This is a genomic window from Actinomadura sp. WMMA1423, assembly GCF_006547145.1.
In the GTDB taxonomy this organism is placed as follows: Bacteria; Actinomycetota; Actinomycetes; order Streptosporangiales; family Streptosporangiaceae; genus Spirillospora.
Window position 1 is genome coordinate 6,313,427 of sequence record NZ_CP041244.1, and the last position, 15,851, is coordinate 6,329,277.

Consider the following 15,851-nt stretch of genomic DNA (forward strand, 5'->3'; position numbering starts at 1 on the left):
TAATGGTGCTTCGACCGAGTATTGGTCGTTTTGGGTTGTAGGTGGGGTATTGCTGCGACTGGTCGTCGGAAGGCTGCGATGTCGCCGCTGATCCGAGTCCGTCATCTCCATACGAGCGCACGGGGGGTTCCGGCATGGGGTACGTCACCACTCGCGACGGCAACGAGATCTTCTACAAGGACTGGGGCGGCGGGCCTCCGGTCGTCTTCATCCACGGCTGGCCGCTCAACGCCGACGCGTGGGAGGACCAGATGAAGCTGGTGGCCGACAACGGCCACCGCGGGATCGCCCACGACCGCAGGGGCCACGGACGCTCCAGCCAGCCGTTCGACGGCTACGACTTCGACACCTTCGCCGACGACCTCGACGACCTGATGAGCCATCTCGACCTGCGGGACGTCACGCTGGTCGCGCACTCGATGGGCGGTGGCGAATTGGCCCGCTACATCGGACGCCACGGCACCGGACGGGTCCGCAAGGCCGTCCTGCTCTCGGCGATCACGCCGTTCATGCTCCAGACGGACGACAACCCCGAAGGCGTCCCCCAGCAGGCGCTGGAGGACATCAAGAAGGGCATCCTGCACGAACGCTCGCAGTTCTGGAAGGACGCCTCGGAGGGGTTCTTCTCCGCGAACCGGCCGGGCAACAAGGTCACCCAGGGCAACCGCGACGCGTTCTGGCTCATGGGCATGCAGGAGAGCATCCAGGCCGGGATCAAGTGCGTGGACGCCTTCGCCTTCACCGACTTCCATGAGGACCTGCGCAAGTTCGACGTCCCGACGCTGATCGTCCACGGCGACGACGACCAGATCGTCCCGATCGATGCCACGGCCCGCAAGGCCGTCGAGATCATTCCGGACGCCGTGCTGAAGGTCTACGAGGGCTCCTCGCACGGCATCGCGCTCGTGCCGGGCGACAAGGAGAGGTTCAACGCCGACCTGCTGGAGTTCCTGAAGGGCTGACCCCGCCGAGGCACCGCTCACGCCGGGTGATGGCTGCCCGGCGTGTGGCCGAAGGCCCGGCGGAAGACGTCGATGAAGCTGCTGGCGGACGACCAGCCGCACCGGTGGGCCACGGTGGTCACCGGAGTGCCCTCGGCCAGCAGGACCAGGGCGTGGTAGAGGCGCAACTGGGTGCGCCATTGCGGGAACGTCATCCCGAGATCGCTTCTGAAGAGCCGGGACAGGGTCCGGTCGCTCGCGCCGACCTCCCGGCCCAGTTCGGCGAGGGTGCGGTCCTCGGCGGGGTCGGCGTGCAGGATCTCGCAGAGCGCCTTGAGGCGCGGCGCGGTCGGGGCGGGCAGATGCACCGCCTCCTGCGACGAGACGCGCAACTGGTCCAGGAGCACGGCCCGCAGCCGGGCGCGGGCCGGGGAGCCGTCGTCCGGGTCGCGGGTGTAGGCGCGGATCAGTTCCCGCAGCAGGGGGCTGACGCCGAGCACCGCCGGCGCGTCCAGCCCTAGCGGGTTGTCGGCGGCGGCCAGCCCGACCAGGTGCAGTTCGAGTTCGCCGTGGGCCTGGTGGGAGTGGACGGCCCCGGCCGGGATCCAGATGGCGCGGTCGGCGGGCGCCACCCATGAGCCCGCCTCCGTGGTGACGGCCACCACGCCGCGTCCGGCATAGGCGATCTGGTGGTCGTCGTGGCGGTGGGCGTCGATGGCCGCGCCCGGCGCCAGCGAGCGCGCCCGGGTCGGCGCGGTGGGTTGATGGCGGGTTTCCTGCATTGGTTGGCAGATTATCGGAAGCCCGACAGGTTCCGCGGTCGCGACCATGAGGGGCGTGTCTACGAGAAGCGGCGCGTCCACGAGAAGGCCGGTCCTCCTGCTGTCCGCCGGGCACGCCTGCGTGGACGTCTACCAGGGTTCCGTGACGGCGCTCGTGCCGTTCTTCGTCGCCGAGCGCGCCTACACCTATGCCGCGGCCTCCGGTGTCGTGCTCGCCGCGTCGCTGCTGTCGTCGGTGGCGCAGCCGCTGTTCGGGGCGCTCACCGACCGGTGGGCGATGCCCTGGCTGCTCCCGCTGAGCACGCTCCTCGGGGGAGCCGGGATCGCCCTGAGCGGGCTCAGCGGCGACTACGCCCTCACCCTGGCCTTCGTGGCGGTCTCCGGGATCGGGGTCGCCGCCTACCACCCCGAGTCGGCCCGGGTCGCGCGGAAGGCCTCCGGAGGCAGCCATACCGCGATGAGCTGGTTCTCCGTCGGCGGCAACATCGGGTTCGCGCTCGCCCCCCTGCTGGTCGCGGCGGTCGTCGCGACCGGCGGCCTGCGCTGCACGCCCTTCCTCGTGCTGCCCGCCCTCGCGGGCAGCGTGCTGTGCCTGCCCGTCCTGCGCGCCCTCGAGGGGACGGGCGCGGGCGGGCGCGCGGGCTCCAAGGCCGGGGTCGACGACCCGCGCTCCTTCGTCAGGCTCTCGCTGGCCGTGGTCTGCCGGTCGATCGTGTTCGTCGGGCTGAGCACGTTCATCTCGTTCTACGCGCGGCAGCGCACGGGAGGGGGAGTGGCCGCGGGGAGCGCGGCGCTGTTCGTCCTGTACCTCGGGGGCGCCGTGGGCACCGTGCTGGGCGGTTCCCTGGCCGCCCGCTGGGACCGCGTCACGGTCGTGCGCAGGTCGTACCTGCTGACCGTCGCCGCCGTCGCGGGCATCGTGTTCGTGCCCGGCCCGGCTCTCTACCTGTTCGTGGCGCTGACCTCCGCCGGCCTCTACGTCCCGTTCTCGCTCCAGGTCACCCTCGGGCAGGACTACCTGCCCACGCGCGTCGGCACCGCCGGGGGCGTCACCCTCGGCCTGACGGTCAGCGTCGGCGGCCTCGCGAGCCCCGTCCTCGGCGCCGTCGCCGACGCCGCCTCGCTGCGCGTGGCGCTCGCCCCGCTGATCGCGTTGCCCGCGCTGGCCTGGCTGCTGTTCCGGACGCTGCCCGAACCCGCCGTCCCGGCACCGGCCGAGGTCCCGGCACCGGCCGGCGGCGCGCGGACGGTGCGGGAGGGCACGCGCTGATCAGGCCGTCCGGCGGCGCAGGAGGTTGGCCGGCAGGGTGTGCAGGACGACCTGGTCGTCCTGGTTGAGGAGCTCGCTGCGGGTGCGGACGATGCCCCGGTCCGGCTTGGAGCGGGATGGGCGGGCCTCCAGGACGGCGACGCGCAGGCGCAGGGTGTCGCCGGGACGGACGGGAGCGGGCCAGCGGAGCTCGTCCACGCCGGGGGAGGCGAGGCTCGCCACGCGGGACAGGAAGTGGTCGGCGAACAGCCGCATCATGATCGATCCGGTGTGCCAGCCGCTGGCGATGATCCCCTTGAACGGGCCGGACGCGGCGAAGTCGGCGTCCACGTGGATGGGCTGCGGGTCGAAGCGGCGGGCGAACTCGATGATCTCCGCCTCGTCCAGGGTGACGTGCCCGTACTCGTAGGTCGTGCCGGCCGTGTAGTCCTCGAGGTAGCGGTCGTCGATGGGGGCGGTGAAGTCGTCTCCGAGGGCGCGCGTGCTGATCGTCATGCGACCAGGATGGCCTAGTCCGGGGGGCTGGGAGCCGTGGTCAGGGAGGCCAGGAAGGCGTCCAGCATCGCGGTCTGGCGGGTGGGCGGGTAGGCGTCCGGGGCGAAGAGCGCGTGCACGACCAGGCCGTGCGCGAAGGCGGCGGCGGACGCGACGGTGTCGTCCACGCCGGTCGCGGGGGGCAGCTCGCCGCGTTCGACGGCGGTGACGACGTGGGGGCGGAGCCGGCCGCGCCAGGCGTCGTAGCGGCGCCGCTGGCGTTCGCCGAGCTCGGGGTCGGCGAGCGCCATGTCCCACGAGCCGACCCAGACGCGGTTCATGTCCGAGGCGGCGGGGGTCAGCGGCAGGACGTCCAGGAGCGCGGCGCGCAGCGACGCCAGTCCGGGCGGGGCCTCGCGCCGCGGCCGGTTCGCGGTGCGCTCCTCGGCGAGGTCCAGGGCGTGGGCGACGAGGGCCTTCTTGCTCGGGAAGTAGTGCGTGAGCAGGCCGGTGGACGCGTCCATCTCCGCCGCGACCGCGCGCAGGGTCAGCCCGGTGAAGCCCCGGGCGGCGAGGACGCGCCAGACGGCCTCGGACACGTCCCGGCGCCGGGCGTCGTGATCACCTCGGGCGGGCATTCCCGTAGAGTACATAACAAACGTTCGGTACGTACCCCCGGGGAGGACCCATGTTCGCTCGCACGCTCGCCGAGGACGCTGAACTGCGCCCGCTGGAGCCATGGCAGGCGGCCGAGTTCGCCGAGTACACCGACCGGGTCCGCGAGGACATCGAGCAGTACATCCCCTGGGCCCGGGCAGTGGTGGACGAGGAGACGGCCCGCGCGTTCCTCCAGGCCTACGCCGAGAGGCAGGCCAGGGACGAGGGCCGTATCTACGGCATCTGGGTGGACGGCGTCCTCGAGGGCGGCACGCTCTTCCGGACGTTCAACCCCGCGCAGGGCGTCTGCGAGGTGGGCGTCTGGCTTTCGGCCGGGGCGCGGGGGCGCGGGCTGATCACCACGGCCGTCCGCGTGATGATCGACTGGGCGTTCGGGGTGCGGGGGATGCACCGGGTGGAGTGGCTGTGCGATCCGCGCAACGCGGCCAGCGCGGCCGTGGCCGAGCGGCTCGGGATGACGTGCGAGGGCGTCATGCGGCAGGCCTTCGTGCTGCACGGCGACCGGCGCGACGTCCAGGTGTGGGCGGTCCTCGGGGAGGAGTGGAAGACGGCCTGAAATCAGGAGCCCGTGCTCAGGATCCCGTTCCGGGGGTCGGGAGCGGGCGTTCCAGGGCGGAGAGGCTCAGCAGGACGAGTGACGCGGTCCAGCCCAGGGGCGCCGGGCCAGCGGGCTTGCCGGTCGCTCCGACCTTCTCGGGGAGGACGCCCAGGGACGTGCGGTGCTCGGAGAGCCAGGTGAGCCGGTCCAGTGCATCGGCCTTCCGCCCCGAGGCGGCCGCGTTCAGGCCGAACAGCGCGGTCTCCGGAGTCCAGGCGACGTCGGGGTCGCCGGACCAGCGCTCGCCCGGCAGGACGCCCCCGTTCGGCAGCGCCTGCTTGCGCTCGGCGTCCCCGATCGCGGCGGTCACGCCCTGGTCGGCGGGCGCGAACGGCGGCGCGAGGAACGTGACCGACGTGTCCATCAGCCCGCCGGCCACGGGCGAGCGCGGGTAGCCGTAGGGGGCGAACTGCCTGGCCACCGCGTCCGAGACCCGCTGCGCGGCGTGCCGCCACTGCGCCTCCCTCCGGGCGTCACCGCGCGCCCGCGCGAGGTCGGCCGCCGAGCGCAGCCCCGCCAGCACCGGCCCGACCACGCCGAGCGTCGGGCGCCGCGGGTCCTCCTCGCGGCGGTGGTCGCGTTCCCAGTAGTCGGACGAGGCGGGCGGAAGCCCCTCGGCGTCCAGGGAGCGCGCCAGGTGGTCGGCGGCGCGCCGCACCATCGGCCACAGCGCGGGCGGCTCGTCCTGGTCCGGGGCCTGGACGCGGTAGAACCACGCCGACCACAGCACCCAGCCGAGCGAGTCGAGCTGCGGGGCTCGGCCGTCCGCGACGGCCGTCCCGTCGGCGTTGTAGCGCGCGGCCCACATCCCGCCGTCGTTCTGCGCGCGGGCGAGGAAGTCCAGGATGCGGCGCGCCTCGGAGGGGTGCCCCGTCACGCTGAACGCGGCGACGGCGAACGCGGAGTCGCGGGGCCAGCAGTAGCGCCACTTCGAGTACCAGGACGCCAGGGACGCGCCGTTCGGGCGGGTGAGGAGCCGGAGGTCGAGCAGGGCGCGCGAGGCCATCTCGCGGTACGCGCCGGCCTGCCCGCCCTCCGGGACGGTGCCCTGCGCCAGCCATGCGCCGTCGGACCGGACCGCGCGGGCCACCCGCGGGTCGGAGGCGCCCACGGTGATCGGCGTCTCACCGCCGGACGGGACGAGCCGGACCCGCCCGTCGGCGAGCCTGACCACCGAGCTGCCCGGCAGGTAGGAGGCCCCCTCGGCCTGGTCGGGGGACAGCGGGACGCCCGCGAACGGCCATCCGCCGCCGCCGACGAGCCCCGGACTCGCCCAGCCGGGACCGGGCGGCTCGGGGACGGTGGCGCCGCCGGTCGCGACGAGGGCCGCCACGATGAGCAGCGCCGCGGTGCGCCGCACCTTGCTGACGCCCGAGGGGCCGCGCGGCGCGCTTCGCCTGCGGGGAGCCAAGGGCCCGCCCTGCCGCGAGGATCCGCGGGCGGCGGGTGCGACGGGGACGGGCGCCGCGACCGGCGCGTCCCGTTCCTCAGCCATTGCCATGCGTTCGCCCCCTGTCCGCCTGGCCGTCCCGCCGAATTAGTACATCAAACTACGTCAATCGGTTCATCCTCCTCACGCGCCACTCGTGCCCTCCCCTGAGGATGAGCACACCTGAGGCTCGCCGCGCTGTCACGCCCAGGGGAAGTCCCGGTGACAATCGGACCCGGCGGCCTCACCATGAAGACGGGTTGACTAGGCTGCATCGACGGAGCGGACCGCAGAGTGCCGGCCGCACGGACACCCGTGTGCAACCCCCACTCGTGTGGTCACATTTGGCTGTCGATCCGTAAAAGGACGCCCTCGTGGACCTGTTCGAACATCAGGCGAAGGAACTCTTCGCCGAGTACGGGGTACCGGTGCCCACCGGCAAGGTCGCCCATACTCCCCAGGAAGCCCGGGACATCGCGGCGGAGCTGTTCGCCGCGGGGAGCTCGAAGGTCGTCGTCAAGGCCCAGGTCAAGACCGGGGGCCGCGGCAAGGCGGGCGGCGTGAAGCTGGCCGACTCCGCCGACGAGGCCGAGCAGCTCGCCACCCAGATCCTCGGCATGGACATCAAGGGCCACACGGTCCACAAGGTCCTGGTGGAGGAGGGCAGCGCGATCGCGCAGGAGTACTACTTCTCGTTCCTGCTCGACCGCGCCAACCGGACCTTCCTGTCCATCTGCTCCGTCGAGGGCGGCGTGGAGATCGAGGAGGTCCCGCACGACCGGCTGGCCATGGTGCCGGTCTCCCCGCTGGACGGCATCGACCGCGCCAGGGCCCGCGAGATCGCCGAGAAGGGCCGCCTCCCGCAGGAGGCCCTCGACGGCGCCGCCGAGCTGATCGAGCGCCTGTGGGCCGTGTTCACCGACGAGGACGCCTCCCTCGTCGAGGTGAACCCGATGATCCTCACCGCCGACGGCCAGGTGAAGGCCCTCGACGGCAAGGTCTCCCTGGACGACAACGCCTCGTTCCGCCAGGACGACCACGAGAAGCTCGAGGACAAGGCCGCGGCCGACCCCCTGGAGGCGGCGGCCAAGGCCAAGGACCTCAACTACGTCAAGCTCGACGGCAGCGTCGGCATCATCGGCAACGGCGCCGGGCTGGTCATGTCCACCCTCGACGTGGTCGCCTACGCGGGCGAGAGGTTCGACGGCCAGAAGCCGGCGAACTTCCTCGACATCGGGGGCGGCGCGTCCGCCGAGGTGATGGCGAACGGGCTGGAGATCGTCCTGTCCGACGCCGACGTCAAGTCCGTCTTCGTCAACGTCTTCGGCGGCATCACGGCCTGCGACGCCGTCGCCAACGGCATCGTGGCGGCCTACAAGCTGCTGGCCGACCGCGGCGAGGCCGTCGACCGCCCGCTCGTCGTCCGGCTGGACGGCAACAACGCCGAGCTCGGACGCAAGATCCTCAACGACGCGGCGCTGCCCGGCGTCCAGCAGGTCGACACCATGGACGACGCGGCCGAGCGCGCCGCCGAACTCGCAGCGGCAGGTGCATGACAATGGCCATCTGGCTCACCGAGAACAGCAAGATCATCGTCCAGGGCATCACGGGCTCCGAGGGCACCAAGCACGGCCGCCGGATGCTCGCGTCCGGCGCGCAGGTGGTCGGCGGCGTGAACGCCCGCAAGGCCGGCCAGTCGGTCGACTTCGACGGCACGGCCCTCCCGGTGTTCGGCACCGTCGAGGAGGCCATGCGGGAGACCGGCGCGGACGTCTCCGTCGTCTTCGTCCCGCCGAAGTTCACCAAGGACGCCGTCGTCGAGGCGATCGACGCCGAGATCCCGCTCTGCGTCGTCATCACCGAGGGCATCCCGGTGCACGACACCGCCTACTTCTGGGCGTACGCCGAGTCCAAGCGCGCTGCGTCTCCCGGAACCACGGGGACCCGCATCATCGGGCCGAACTGCCCCGGCATCGCGTCCCCCGGCAAGTCGAACGCCGGCATCATCCCGGCCGACATCACCACGCCCGGCCGCATCGGCCTGGTGTCCAAGTCGGGCACGCTGACCTACCAGATGATGTACGAGCTGCGCGACATCGGCTTCTCGACCTGCGTCGGCATCGGCGGCGACCCCGTCATCGGGACCACCCACATCGACGCCCTCCAGGCCTTCCAGGACGACCCGGAGACCGACGCCATCGTGATGATCGGTGAGATCGGGGGCGACGCCGAGGAGCGCGCCGCCGCCTACATCGAGCAGCACGTGACCAAGCCGGTCGTCGGCTACGTCGCCGGGTTCACCGCCCCCGAGGGCAAGACCATGGGCCACGCCGGCGCCATCGTGTCCGGCTCCGCCGGCACCGCGCAGGCGAAGAAGGAGGCCCTGGAGAAGGTCGGCGTCCGCGTCGGCAAGACCCCGAGCGAGACCGCCGTCCTCATGCGGGAGATCATGCAGAAGCTCTGATCCCCGGGGGACGCCCCCGGAACGCGCTGGACCCGAAAGACGCCCGAGCCGCCCGGCGGCCCGGGCGTCTTTCGCGTCCGGCCCCGCGTCCGCGCGGGGCCGGACGCCGGGACGGGACGGGCGCCGGGGACGAGGGCGCGATGACAAAGGCGACACGCCGGGCGGGCGGCCCTCGCGGGGGCGGGCGCGGTGCCAGCATGGACCGGTGAGCGACAAGACCCCCGGGCGGCGTGCGAAGCGGGAGCCGTCGACGGCCGCGTCCCCGAAGGGCGCGCCCTCCAAGGGCGCGCCGAAGAGCGGAGCGGGCCGGGACGCCGGGACGCCGCGCTCCGAGTCCGGGCGCGGACGGCCCCCGGCCGCCCCCGCCAGGCCGCTGTACGTGACGGGCCTCGTGGCGGCGCTGTGGTGCATCGGCATCGGGCTCGCCGTGCTCATGACGATCACGCTGGTCGGCTGGATCGCGGCCCCGAAGACCGCGCTCGGCCACGGCATGGCCGGGGTGTTCCGGACGGCCGTGAACTTCTGGCTGGTCTCGCACCACGCGGGCTTCTCCTACGGGCAAGGGCGGTTCGGGCTGCTTCCGCTCGGCGTGCTCGTCCTGCCCGGGGTGCTGCTGTACCGGGGCGGCGGGTGGATGATCCGGGTGACCGGGCTGCCGCACCGGCAGCGGATCGCGGTCGTGCACGTGGCCCTCGCGCTGGCCGCCCCCTACGCGGTGCTGGCCGGGCTGCTCGCGCTCGCGGCGTCCTCCGAGGAGGTCCGCCCGTCGGCGTGGCAGGCGCTCGTCGGATGCTTCCTCGTCGCCGCCGTCGCGGGCGGGCTCGGGGCGGCGCGGGCGGTCGTGCTGGCGGAGGCCCGGGGGCGGCGGGTCCGCTCCGGGCTGGGCGCGCTGCTGCGGCTGCTGCCCGACCGGCCGCGGTCGCTGGTGATCGGCGTGGCGGGGTCGCTGAGCGTGCTGCTCGCGTCGGGCGCGCTGCTCGTGGCCGGGTCCCTCGCCACGCACATGTCGGACGCCGCCGACCTCTACGACATGCTCGCCCCCGGCGTCGTCGGCGGCGTCCTGCTGCTGCTGGTCGAACTCGCGTTCCTGCCGAACGCGGCGATCTGGGGCATGGCGTACGCGGTCGGGCCCGGGTTCTCCGTGGGCGCCGGGACGAGCGTGTCCCCGACCGGGGTGTTCCTGGACGCCGTGCCCGCCTTCCCGCCGCTCGCGGCCCTGCCCCAGCCGGGTCCGGCGCCCGCGGTCTCGCTGCTCGCGCTGGCGGCGCCGTTCGTCGCGGGCGCGGTGGGCGGCGTCCTGACGATCCGGTCGCTGCCGAGTCCGGTGGCGGAGGGCGCGCCCCTGTGGGGATTCGTGTCCGGCGCCCTGACCGGGGCCGTCGCGGCGCTGCTGAGCGCGCTGGCGGGCGGGCCGCTCGGCGGCGGGCGGATGGCGACCGTGGGCCCGTCCGCCTGGCAGGTCGGGCTGATGGCCGCGCTCGAGGTGGGCATCTCGGCGGCGATCGCGGCGTGGGTGGCGAACTGGATGGTGCTGCGGCGCCCGGCGAAGGCCCCGTCCGGGAAGGCCGGCGCGGGGAGAGCGGGGGCCGGGAAGGCGGGGGCCGGAAAGCGCGCGTCCAGGGAGGCCCCGGCCGCGATGGCGCATGCCGGGAAGGCGGCGGCGAAGAAGCCGGCCAAGCAGAGGAAGCCGGCCAAGCCCCAGAGGCGGGCGCGGGGGGTGCCGGAGCCGGTCATCCCGCTGTCCGCGCCCGTTCCCGGGGACTACGAGCCGCGTGCGGAGAGCCCGCCCGCGCCGGCGCCGAAGGCCCCGCACGCACCGGACCCGCTGGAGTTCGAGGAGGCCGAGCCCGTCCTCGCGCCCCGGCGCTCCCGCCGCCGCAGCGACCCCCTGCCCGACCTCGTCGAGGACGCGCCCCCTCCGGTCCCGCCGGGCGACGGCACGGTCGTCCTCGAAGGGCATCTGGCCGACGAGCCCGACGAGCGGGACGTCCCGGGCGGACACGGGGATCCGGACACCGGGCAGGGGCGGCGTCCCGTCCCGCCGCCCCGCGAGGACTCCGGACGCACCGAGAACCGGGGCGGCGCCATCTACGTCCTGCGGGACGAGACCGACCCGGACGACTAGACCGACGCGGCGGCCGCGCCCCTCAGCGTGCTGGAGGCTCGGCGCGCTCGGCTCTCAGGGCGGGCGGTCAGAGCAGGTCGCCGTACTTGTCCATGCTCCCGGCGGGCAGGTCGAGCTTCTTCTCGATCTTGGGGTAGTACTCCTCGCGGCACGCCTGCTTGTCGGCGGTGGTGTTGGAGGCGCTGACGCAGCTCTGGTAGCCGCTCAGCTCCGTCCACAGGAACGCCGTGAGGGAGACCGACAGCAGCGAGAACACCAGCCCGACCGACCCGAGCACGATGCCCGGGACGGCGCCGGGGGCGGCGGCGTGCGTGCGGCGCGCGTTGCGGCGGGCCTTGATCCCGACGACGAGCGCGGCGACGCCGAGCACCAGGCCGAGCGGGTAGAAGAAGAACGCGGTGAGCAGGGCGATGCCGCCGAGCCACAGGGCCCGCCAGCCGGTGCCCCGCCCGCCCTGTCGCGGCCCCGCGGGCGGCTGCCCCGCCGGCCGCCCGTCCGGGCGGTCCTCGGGCTGGGCCGGATGGTCCGGCTGGTCGCTCACGTTCTCGTCCTCCTGGCCCGTGCGCATTTCGCTTCCATACCTTCGGTGGTGCGGTCCGGGGTTCGTGCTGTCCGGCTGTCGGGTTCGTGCGGTCTGGGGTGAGGCCGCGCCGAGGCCGCCCGATAGGCTTCGTGGTGTCCCAGCACCGTCCACCGGGGAGTCATGGTGTCCGCCCGGCTCGTCGTCCTCGTCTCCGGAGCGGGGACCAACCTACAAGCGCTGCTCGACGCGTGCGCGGATCCAGCCTACGGGGCGAAAGTGGTGGCCGTGGGGGCGGACCGCCCCGATATCGGGGGAACCGAGCGCGCCGAACGGGCGGGTGTGCCCACTTTCACCCTCAGCATCCCGGATTTCGCGTCCCGCGACGACTGGGACGCGGCTCTCGCCGAGACGGTCGGCGAGTACGAGCCCGACCTCGTCGTGTCGGCCGGGTTCATGAAGATCCTCGGCCCGCACTTCCTCTCGCGCTTCGGCGGCCGGACGGTCAACACCCACCCCGCCCTCCTGCCGTCGTTCCCCGGAGCGCACGCCGTCCGGGACGCCCTGGCGTACGGGGTGAAGGTCACGGGCTGTACGGTTCACTTCGTCGACGAAGGCGTGGACACCGGACCCGTCATCGCCCAGGAGACCGTCCCCGTGGGCTGGCATGACGACGAAGACTCCCTGCACGAGCGGATCAAGCAGGTGGAGCGCCGCCTCCTCGTCGACGTCGTCGGACGGCTGGCCCGCGACGGGTGGACCGCGCGGGGCAGGCGGGTCTCGATGAAGTGCGTCACCTGCGGGGACTCGACCGACGACGGATCCTCCGCGACCGCTTCGTCCGCCACCGCTTCGTCCGCCACCGCTTCGTCCGTCGCCGCTTCGTCCGGCGGCGGTTCGTCTGTCAGGGGTTCGTCCGATCAAGAGGGGAGCTCGGCCGGTGAGTCGGGTGGCGATTAAGCGCGCGCTGATCAGTGTGTACGACAAGTCCGGGCTGGAGGAGCTGGCCCGCGGCCTGCACGAGGCGGGAGTGGAGATCGTCTCGACCGGGTCCACGGCGGGCCGGATCTCCGCCGCCGGCGTCCCGGTGATGAGGGTGGAGAAGCTCACCGGGTTCCCCGAGTGCCTGGACGGGCGGGTCAAGACCCTGCACCCGAAGGTGCACGCGGGCCTGCTCGCCGACCGGCGCAAGGAGGACCACCTCCAGCAGCTCGACGACCTGGCCGTCGAGCCGTTCGACCTCGTGATCGCGAACCTGTACCCGTTCGCCGACACGGTCGAGTCGGGCGCGGGGCCTGACGAGTGCGTCGAGCAGATCGACATCGGCGGCCCCACGATGGTCCGCGCCGCCGCGAAGAACCACGCGAGCGTCTCCGTCGTGGTGGACCCGTCCGCCTACGGAACGGTCCTGGACGCCGTGAAGGCCGGCGGCTTCACCCTGGACGAGCGCCGCCGCCTGGCCGCGCGGGCGTTCGCGCACACCGCGTCCTACGACGTGGCGGTGGCCTCCTGGTTCGCGAGCTCCTACGCGCCCGACGAGACCGCCGCCGAGACCCGGTGGCCGGACTTCCTCGGCGCCACCTGGGAGCGCTCGAACACCCTGCGGTACGGCGAGAACCCGCACCAGCGGGCGGCCCTGTACCGCTCGCCGGGCGAGGCGGGCCTCGCCGGGGCCGAGCAGCTCTACGGCAAGGAGATGTCCTACAACAACTACGTCGACACCGACGCCGCGCGCCGCGCCGCCTACGACTTCTCCGAGCCGTGCGTCGCGATCATCAAGCACGCCAACCCGTGCGGCATCGCGGTCGGCGCGGGCATCGCCGAGGCGCACCGCAAGGCGCACGCCTGCGACCCGGTCTCGGCGTACGGCGGGGTGATCGCCGCGAACCGGCCGGTCACCGCGGACATGGCCCGCCAGGTCACCGAGAGCTTCGCCGAGGTCGTCGTCGCCCCGTCCTTCGAGGACGAGGCCGTGGCCGTCCTGAAGGACCGGTTCAAGAACATCCGCCTGCTGGTCTGCCCGGACGCCCCGGCGGGCGCCACCGAGTACCGGCGCATCGACGGCGGTGTGCTGCTCCAGGGCGTCGACCGCGTGGACGCGGGCGGCGACGACCCGTCCGACTGGGAGCTGAAGACCGGCGCCGCCGCCGACGAGGCGACCCTGCGCGACCTCGCCTTCGCGTGGCGGGCCATCCGCTCGGTGAAGTCCAACGCGATCCTGCTGGCCGCGGACGGCGCCACCGTCGGCGTCGGCATGGGCCAGGTCAACCGGGTCGACTCCGCCAAGCTCGCCGTCGCGCGGGCCGGGCAGGAGCGGGCCGCCTCGTCCGTGGGCGCGTCCGACGCGTTCTTCCCGTTCCCGGACGGCCTGGAAGTGCTGGCCGAGGCGGGCGTCCGCGCGATCGTCGAGCCCGGCGGGTCCGTCAACGACGACAAGGTGATCGCCGCGGCGGAGAAGGCGGGCGTCACCCTCTACTTCACCGGCGTCAGGCACTTCTTCCACTGACGGCTTCCCGGCGCCGCGGGAAGGCCGCGTCCACGGCCTTCCCGCGGTACGTCAGCGGCGCCCCTCGCGCGGACCCCGGGCGCATGGCGCGGCCGAGGAAAGGACCAGCACCCGGTCAAGAACGCGTTGACCGGCGGATCAGGCCCCGAACGCTCCCCTAGCGTGAGTGCTGACGAGAGCGGCTCCCGCATTCCGGGGGCCGCGGCCGGAACGTCCCAGGTAACTCGACTCCGACGAACGGGTCCCCCCGGCCGCGCCCCGCCGCCGCGGGCCGTCCAAGGAGGGGCCATGAGCGTCGAGGTGCTCCCGCTGGCCATCACGATGATGGCGGGGCCCCAGATCATGTCCGCGATCATCCTGGTGACCACCCCGCATCCCGTGCGGGCGTCGCTGGCGTTCCTCGGCGGCGTGGCCGTCTCGGTGATCGTGGGGATCGCGATCGCGCGGGGCGTCTTCGCGCTGGTCGGCAGCAACGTGTCGATCGGCAAGGCGTCCGACGACAGTTCGATCGGAAAGATCGTCCAGTACGTGCTGATCGCGTTACTGCTGGCCGCGATCCTGCGCAACTACGTGAAACGGGCCACGATCGAGCCGCCCAAGTGGCTCGGGTCGCTGATGAGCGCCGGTCCCCGCCTGGCCTTCAAGACCGGGCTGCTGCTGATCATTCTGATGCCCTCGGACATCCTCATCATGCTGACCGTGGGGGCCAACCTGGAACAGCACAAGGAGGGCGTGGGCGGGGCGGCCGTGTTCGTCGGGGCCACCCTCCTGGTCGCGGCGCTGCCGCTGCTCGCCCTGCTGCTGTTCCACCGGCGCGCGCAACGCGCGATGCCGCGCGCCCGGGAGTGGATGACCCACAACAGCTGGATCGTCAACATCCTCTGCTGCCTGATCTTCATCGCGATCATCCACTGACGGCGACTCCCGTTCCGCGCTGTCCGTTTGTGACCTATTTCGCACTGTGGGACCGCACACCGCCGCCGGGCGGGTAGCCTCGGGCCTGCCGCGCCCCCCTCTGCCCCTCCCTTGACCCCGGCGCGGGTGTTCCGTGTTGGAGGCGGGATGGATTCCCTGATGGCCCTCATGCTCGGCGTCGTCTACCAGGCCGATTCGCTGCTGATGGAGTCCCGGCAGGTGATCGGGCTGGTCGCGGCGCTCCTCGCCGCGGTGCTCGCCGCCCGGGCCGGATGGCACGGCACCGACCGCCTGATGGGCTGGCGCCAGCGCCCCGAGGACTGAGCGGCCCACCGGGGAGCCGGGCATCGAGGACGTACCGGCCCGGATCAGCGCAGCCTCGCACGCAGGGCCCGCTTGGCGGCCGGCCATTCGTCGTCCGTCATCGCGTAGGCGGCGGTGTCGCGGATCGAGCCGTCCGCGCGGATCCGGTGCTTGCGCAGGACCCCCTCGAACGACGCCCCGAGCCGCTCGATCGCCGCACGTGAACGCTCGTTGCGGACGTGCGTGTGCCAGCCGACCCGGATCGCCCCCAGGTCGTCGAACGCGCGGCTCATCAGGAGCAGCTTCGCCTCAGTGTTGAGGCCCGTCCGGTGCCATCGCGTCCCGAGCCAGGTGTGGCCGATGCACACGCCGCGGTGGGACGGGGAGATCTCGTAGTACGACGTCATCCCGGCGATCTCGCCGGTGACCGCGTCGATCTGGACCCAGGGCAGGCTCAGCCCCCGCGCGCAGGCCGTCAGCGCCGTGTCGACGAGGGTGCGCATGTCCGCGGCGGTCGCCGGCTGCCGCTCGTTCATCCACGTCCACAGCTCCGGGTCCTTGGACGCCTCGAACAGGCCCTTGACATGCTCGGCGGACAGCGGCTCCAGCCGCACGTAACGCCCGGTCAGGACGGGACGCTCGAACCATTCGTCGCTCATGTGGAGCACGTTAGGAGCCCGGTGGCGGCCTCCGGCAGAGCCACTTGGCGCCGTTATCCGCAAGCCACTCGGCCCGGCGCCGCCGGTTAGCATGGACGTCTACGCGACTGGCGCGGTCAAGGTGGATCACCACCGGGGAGCGAACGACAGTCCGGACACCGCGCGCCTGGGTGGACGGGACCCCTTC

Annotated in this window: 15 protein-coding genes, 1 pseudogene and 1 riboswitch; of the genes and pseudogenes, 10 read left to right on the top strand and 6 right to left on the bottom strand. The window is 73.1% G+C overall.

Annotated features, from left to right (window positions below):
* Nucleotides 1–134: 134 nt before the first annotated feature.
* Nucleotides 135–962 carry an alpha/beta fold hydrolase gene (locus FKD65_RS29295; protein WP_141580844.1) on the top strand — a complete coding sequence of 276 codons (828 nt, stop codon included), beginning with the start codon at nucleotides 135–137 and terminating at the stop codon, nucleotides 960–962.
* Nucleotides 963–979: 17 nt separating this feature from the next.
* Here the strand turns inward: FKD65_RS29295 and FKD65_RS29300 are convergent, their stop codons facing one another.
* Entirely contained in the window at nucleotides 980–1,723 is a 744-nt protein-coding gene (locus FKD65_RS29300) for a helix-turn-helix transcriptional regulator (RefSeq protein ID WP_141580846.1), read from the bottom strand.
* A 55-nt stretch (nucleotides 1,724–1,778) separates the two neighbouring features.
* On the opposite strand from FKD65_RS29300, the gene FKD65_RS29305 reads away from it, so the two are divergent.
* Nucleotides 1,779–2,993 carry an MFS transporter gene (locus FKD65_RS29305; protein ID WP_240809653.1) on the top strand — a complete coding sequence of 405 codons (1,215 nt, stop codon included), beginning with the start codon at nucleotides 1,779–1,781 and terminating at the stop codon, nucleotides 2,991–2,993.
* Here the strand turns inward: FKD65_RS29305 and FKD65_RS29310 are convergent, their stop codons facing one another.
* Both FKD65_RS29310 and FKD65_RS29315 read right to left on the bottom strand, forming a co-directional pair.
* The gene (locus FKD65_RS29310) at nucleotides 2,994–3,488 is read right to left on the bottom strand and encodes a MaoC family dehydratase (protein ID WP_141580850.1); all 495 of its coding nucleotides are present in this window, start codon (nucleotides 3,486–3,488) and stop codon (nucleotides 2,994–2,996) included.
* 14 nt (nucleotides 3,489–3,502) lie between these two features.
* Nucleotides 3,503–4,105: a TetR/AcrR family transcriptional regulator gene (locus tag FKD65_RS29315; RefSeq protein ID WP_141580852.1), complete on the bottom strand. Its 603-nt coding sequence runs from the start codon at nucleotides 4,103–4,105 to the stop codon at nucleotides 3,503–3,505.
* Between the two features lie 50 nt (nucleotides 4,106–4,155).
* On the opposite strand from FKD65_RS29315, the gene FKD65_RS29320 reads away from it, so the two are divergent.
* Nucleotides 4,156–4,701 carry a GNAT family N-acetyltransferase gene (locus FKD65_RS29320; RefSeq protein WP_141580855.1) on the top strand — a complete coding sequence of 182 codons (546 nt, stop codon included), beginning with the start codon at nucleotides 4,156–4,158 and terminating at the stop codon, nucleotides 4,699–4,701.
* Nucleotides 4,702–4,717: 16 nt separating this feature from the next.
* Here FKD65_RS29320 and FKD65_RS29325 read toward each other — a convergent pair whose 3' ends face one another.
* Nucleotides 4,718–6,244: a glycoside hydrolase family 15 protein gene (locus FKD65_RS29325; protein WP_240809654.1), complete on the bottom strand. Its 1,527-nt coding sequence runs from the start codon at nucleotides 6,242–6,244 to the stop codon at nucleotides 4,718–4,720.
* A gap of 302 nt (nucleotides 6,245–6,546) precedes the next feature.
* On the opposite strand from FKD65_RS29325, the gene sucC reads away from it, so the two are divergent.
* The 3 genes from sucC to FKD65_RS29340 all read left to right on the top strand — a co-directional run bounded on the left by sucC (nucleotide 6,547) and on the right by FKD65_RS29340 (nucleotide 10,761).
* On the top strand, nucleotides 6,547–7,728 hold the full coding sequence (sucC, locus tag FKD65_RS29330; protein ID WP_141580857.1) for an ADP-forming succinate--CoA ligase subunit beta: 1,182 nt from the start codon (nucleotides 6,547–6,549) through the stop codon (nucleotides 7,726–7,728).
* Nucleotides 7,729–7,730: 2 nt separating this feature from the next.
* Nucleotides 7,731–8,636 carry a succinate--CoA ligase subunit alpha gene (sucD, locus tag FKD65_RS29335; protein WP_141580859.1) on the top strand — a complete coding sequence of 302 codons (906 nt, stop codon included), beginning with the start codon at nucleotides 7,731–7,733 and terminating at the stop codon, nucleotides 8,634–8,636.
* A 205-nt stretch (nucleotides 8,637–8,841) separates the two neighbouring features.
* Complete coding sequence (locus FKD65_RS29340; RefSeq protein WP_240809655.1) at nucleotides 8,842–10,761, top strand: DUF6350 family protein; 1,920 nt, start codon at nucleotides 8,842–8,844, stop codon at nucleotides 10,759–10,761.
* A gap of 67 nt (nucleotides 10,762–10,828) precedes the next feature.
* Here the strand turns inward: FKD65_RS29340 and FKD65_RS29345 are convergent, their stop codons facing one another.
* A complete protein-coding gene (locus FKD65_RS29345) occupies nucleotides 10,829–11,329 on the bottom strand; it encodes a DUF4190 domain-containing protein (RefSeq protein WP_141580861.1) in 501 nt (166 codons plus the stop codon).
* Between the two features lie 135 nt (nucleotides 11,330–11,464).
* On the opposite strand from FKD65_RS29345, the pseudogene purN reads away from it, so the two are divergent.
* The 4 genes and pseudogenes from purN to FKD65_RS44500 all read left to right on the top strand — a co-directional run.
* Nucleotides 11,465–12,082, top strand: a pseudogene (gene purN, locus FKD65_RS29350) (phosphoribosylglycinamide formyltransferase); the annotation flags it as partial.
* A 139-nt stretch (nucleotides 12,083–12,221) separates the two neighbouring features.
* A complete protein-coding gene (gene purH / locus FKD65_RS29355) occupies nucleotides 12,222–13,787 on the top strand; it encodes a bifunctional phosphoribosylaminoimidazolecarboxamide formyltransferase/IMP cyclohydrolase (RefSeq protein ID WP_141580865.1) in 1,566 nt (521 codons plus the stop codon).
* 288 nt (nucleotides 13,788–14,075) lie between these two features.
* Complete coding sequence (locus FKD65_RS29360) at nucleotides 14,076–14,702, top strand: GAP family protein (protein ID WP_141580867.1); 627 nt, start codon at nucleotides 14,076–14,078, stop codon at nucleotides 14,700–14,702.
* Between the two features lie 147 nt (nucleotides 14,703–14,849).
* A complete protein-coding gene (locus tag FKD65_RS44500; RefSeq protein ID WP_168220887.1) occupies nucleotides 14,850–15,026 on the top strand; it encodes a hypothetical protein in 177 nt (58 codons plus the stop codon).
* A 44-nt stretch (nucleotides 15,027–15,070) separates the two neighbouring features.
* On the opposite strand, the gene FKD65_RS29370 is transcribed toward FKD65_RS44500, so the two are convergent.
* A complete protein-coding gene (locus FKD65_RS29370) occupies nucleotides 15,071–15,664 on the bottom strand; it encodes a GNAT family N-acetyltransferase (RefSeq protein ID WP_141580871.1) in 594 nt (197 codons plus the stop codon).
* A 93-nt stretch (nucleotides 15,665–15,757) separates the two neighbouring features.
* Nucleotides 15,758–15,843, top strand: a riboswitch (ZMP/ZTP riboswitch).
* The last annotated feature ends 8 nt before the right edge of the window (nucleotides 15,844–15,851 follow it).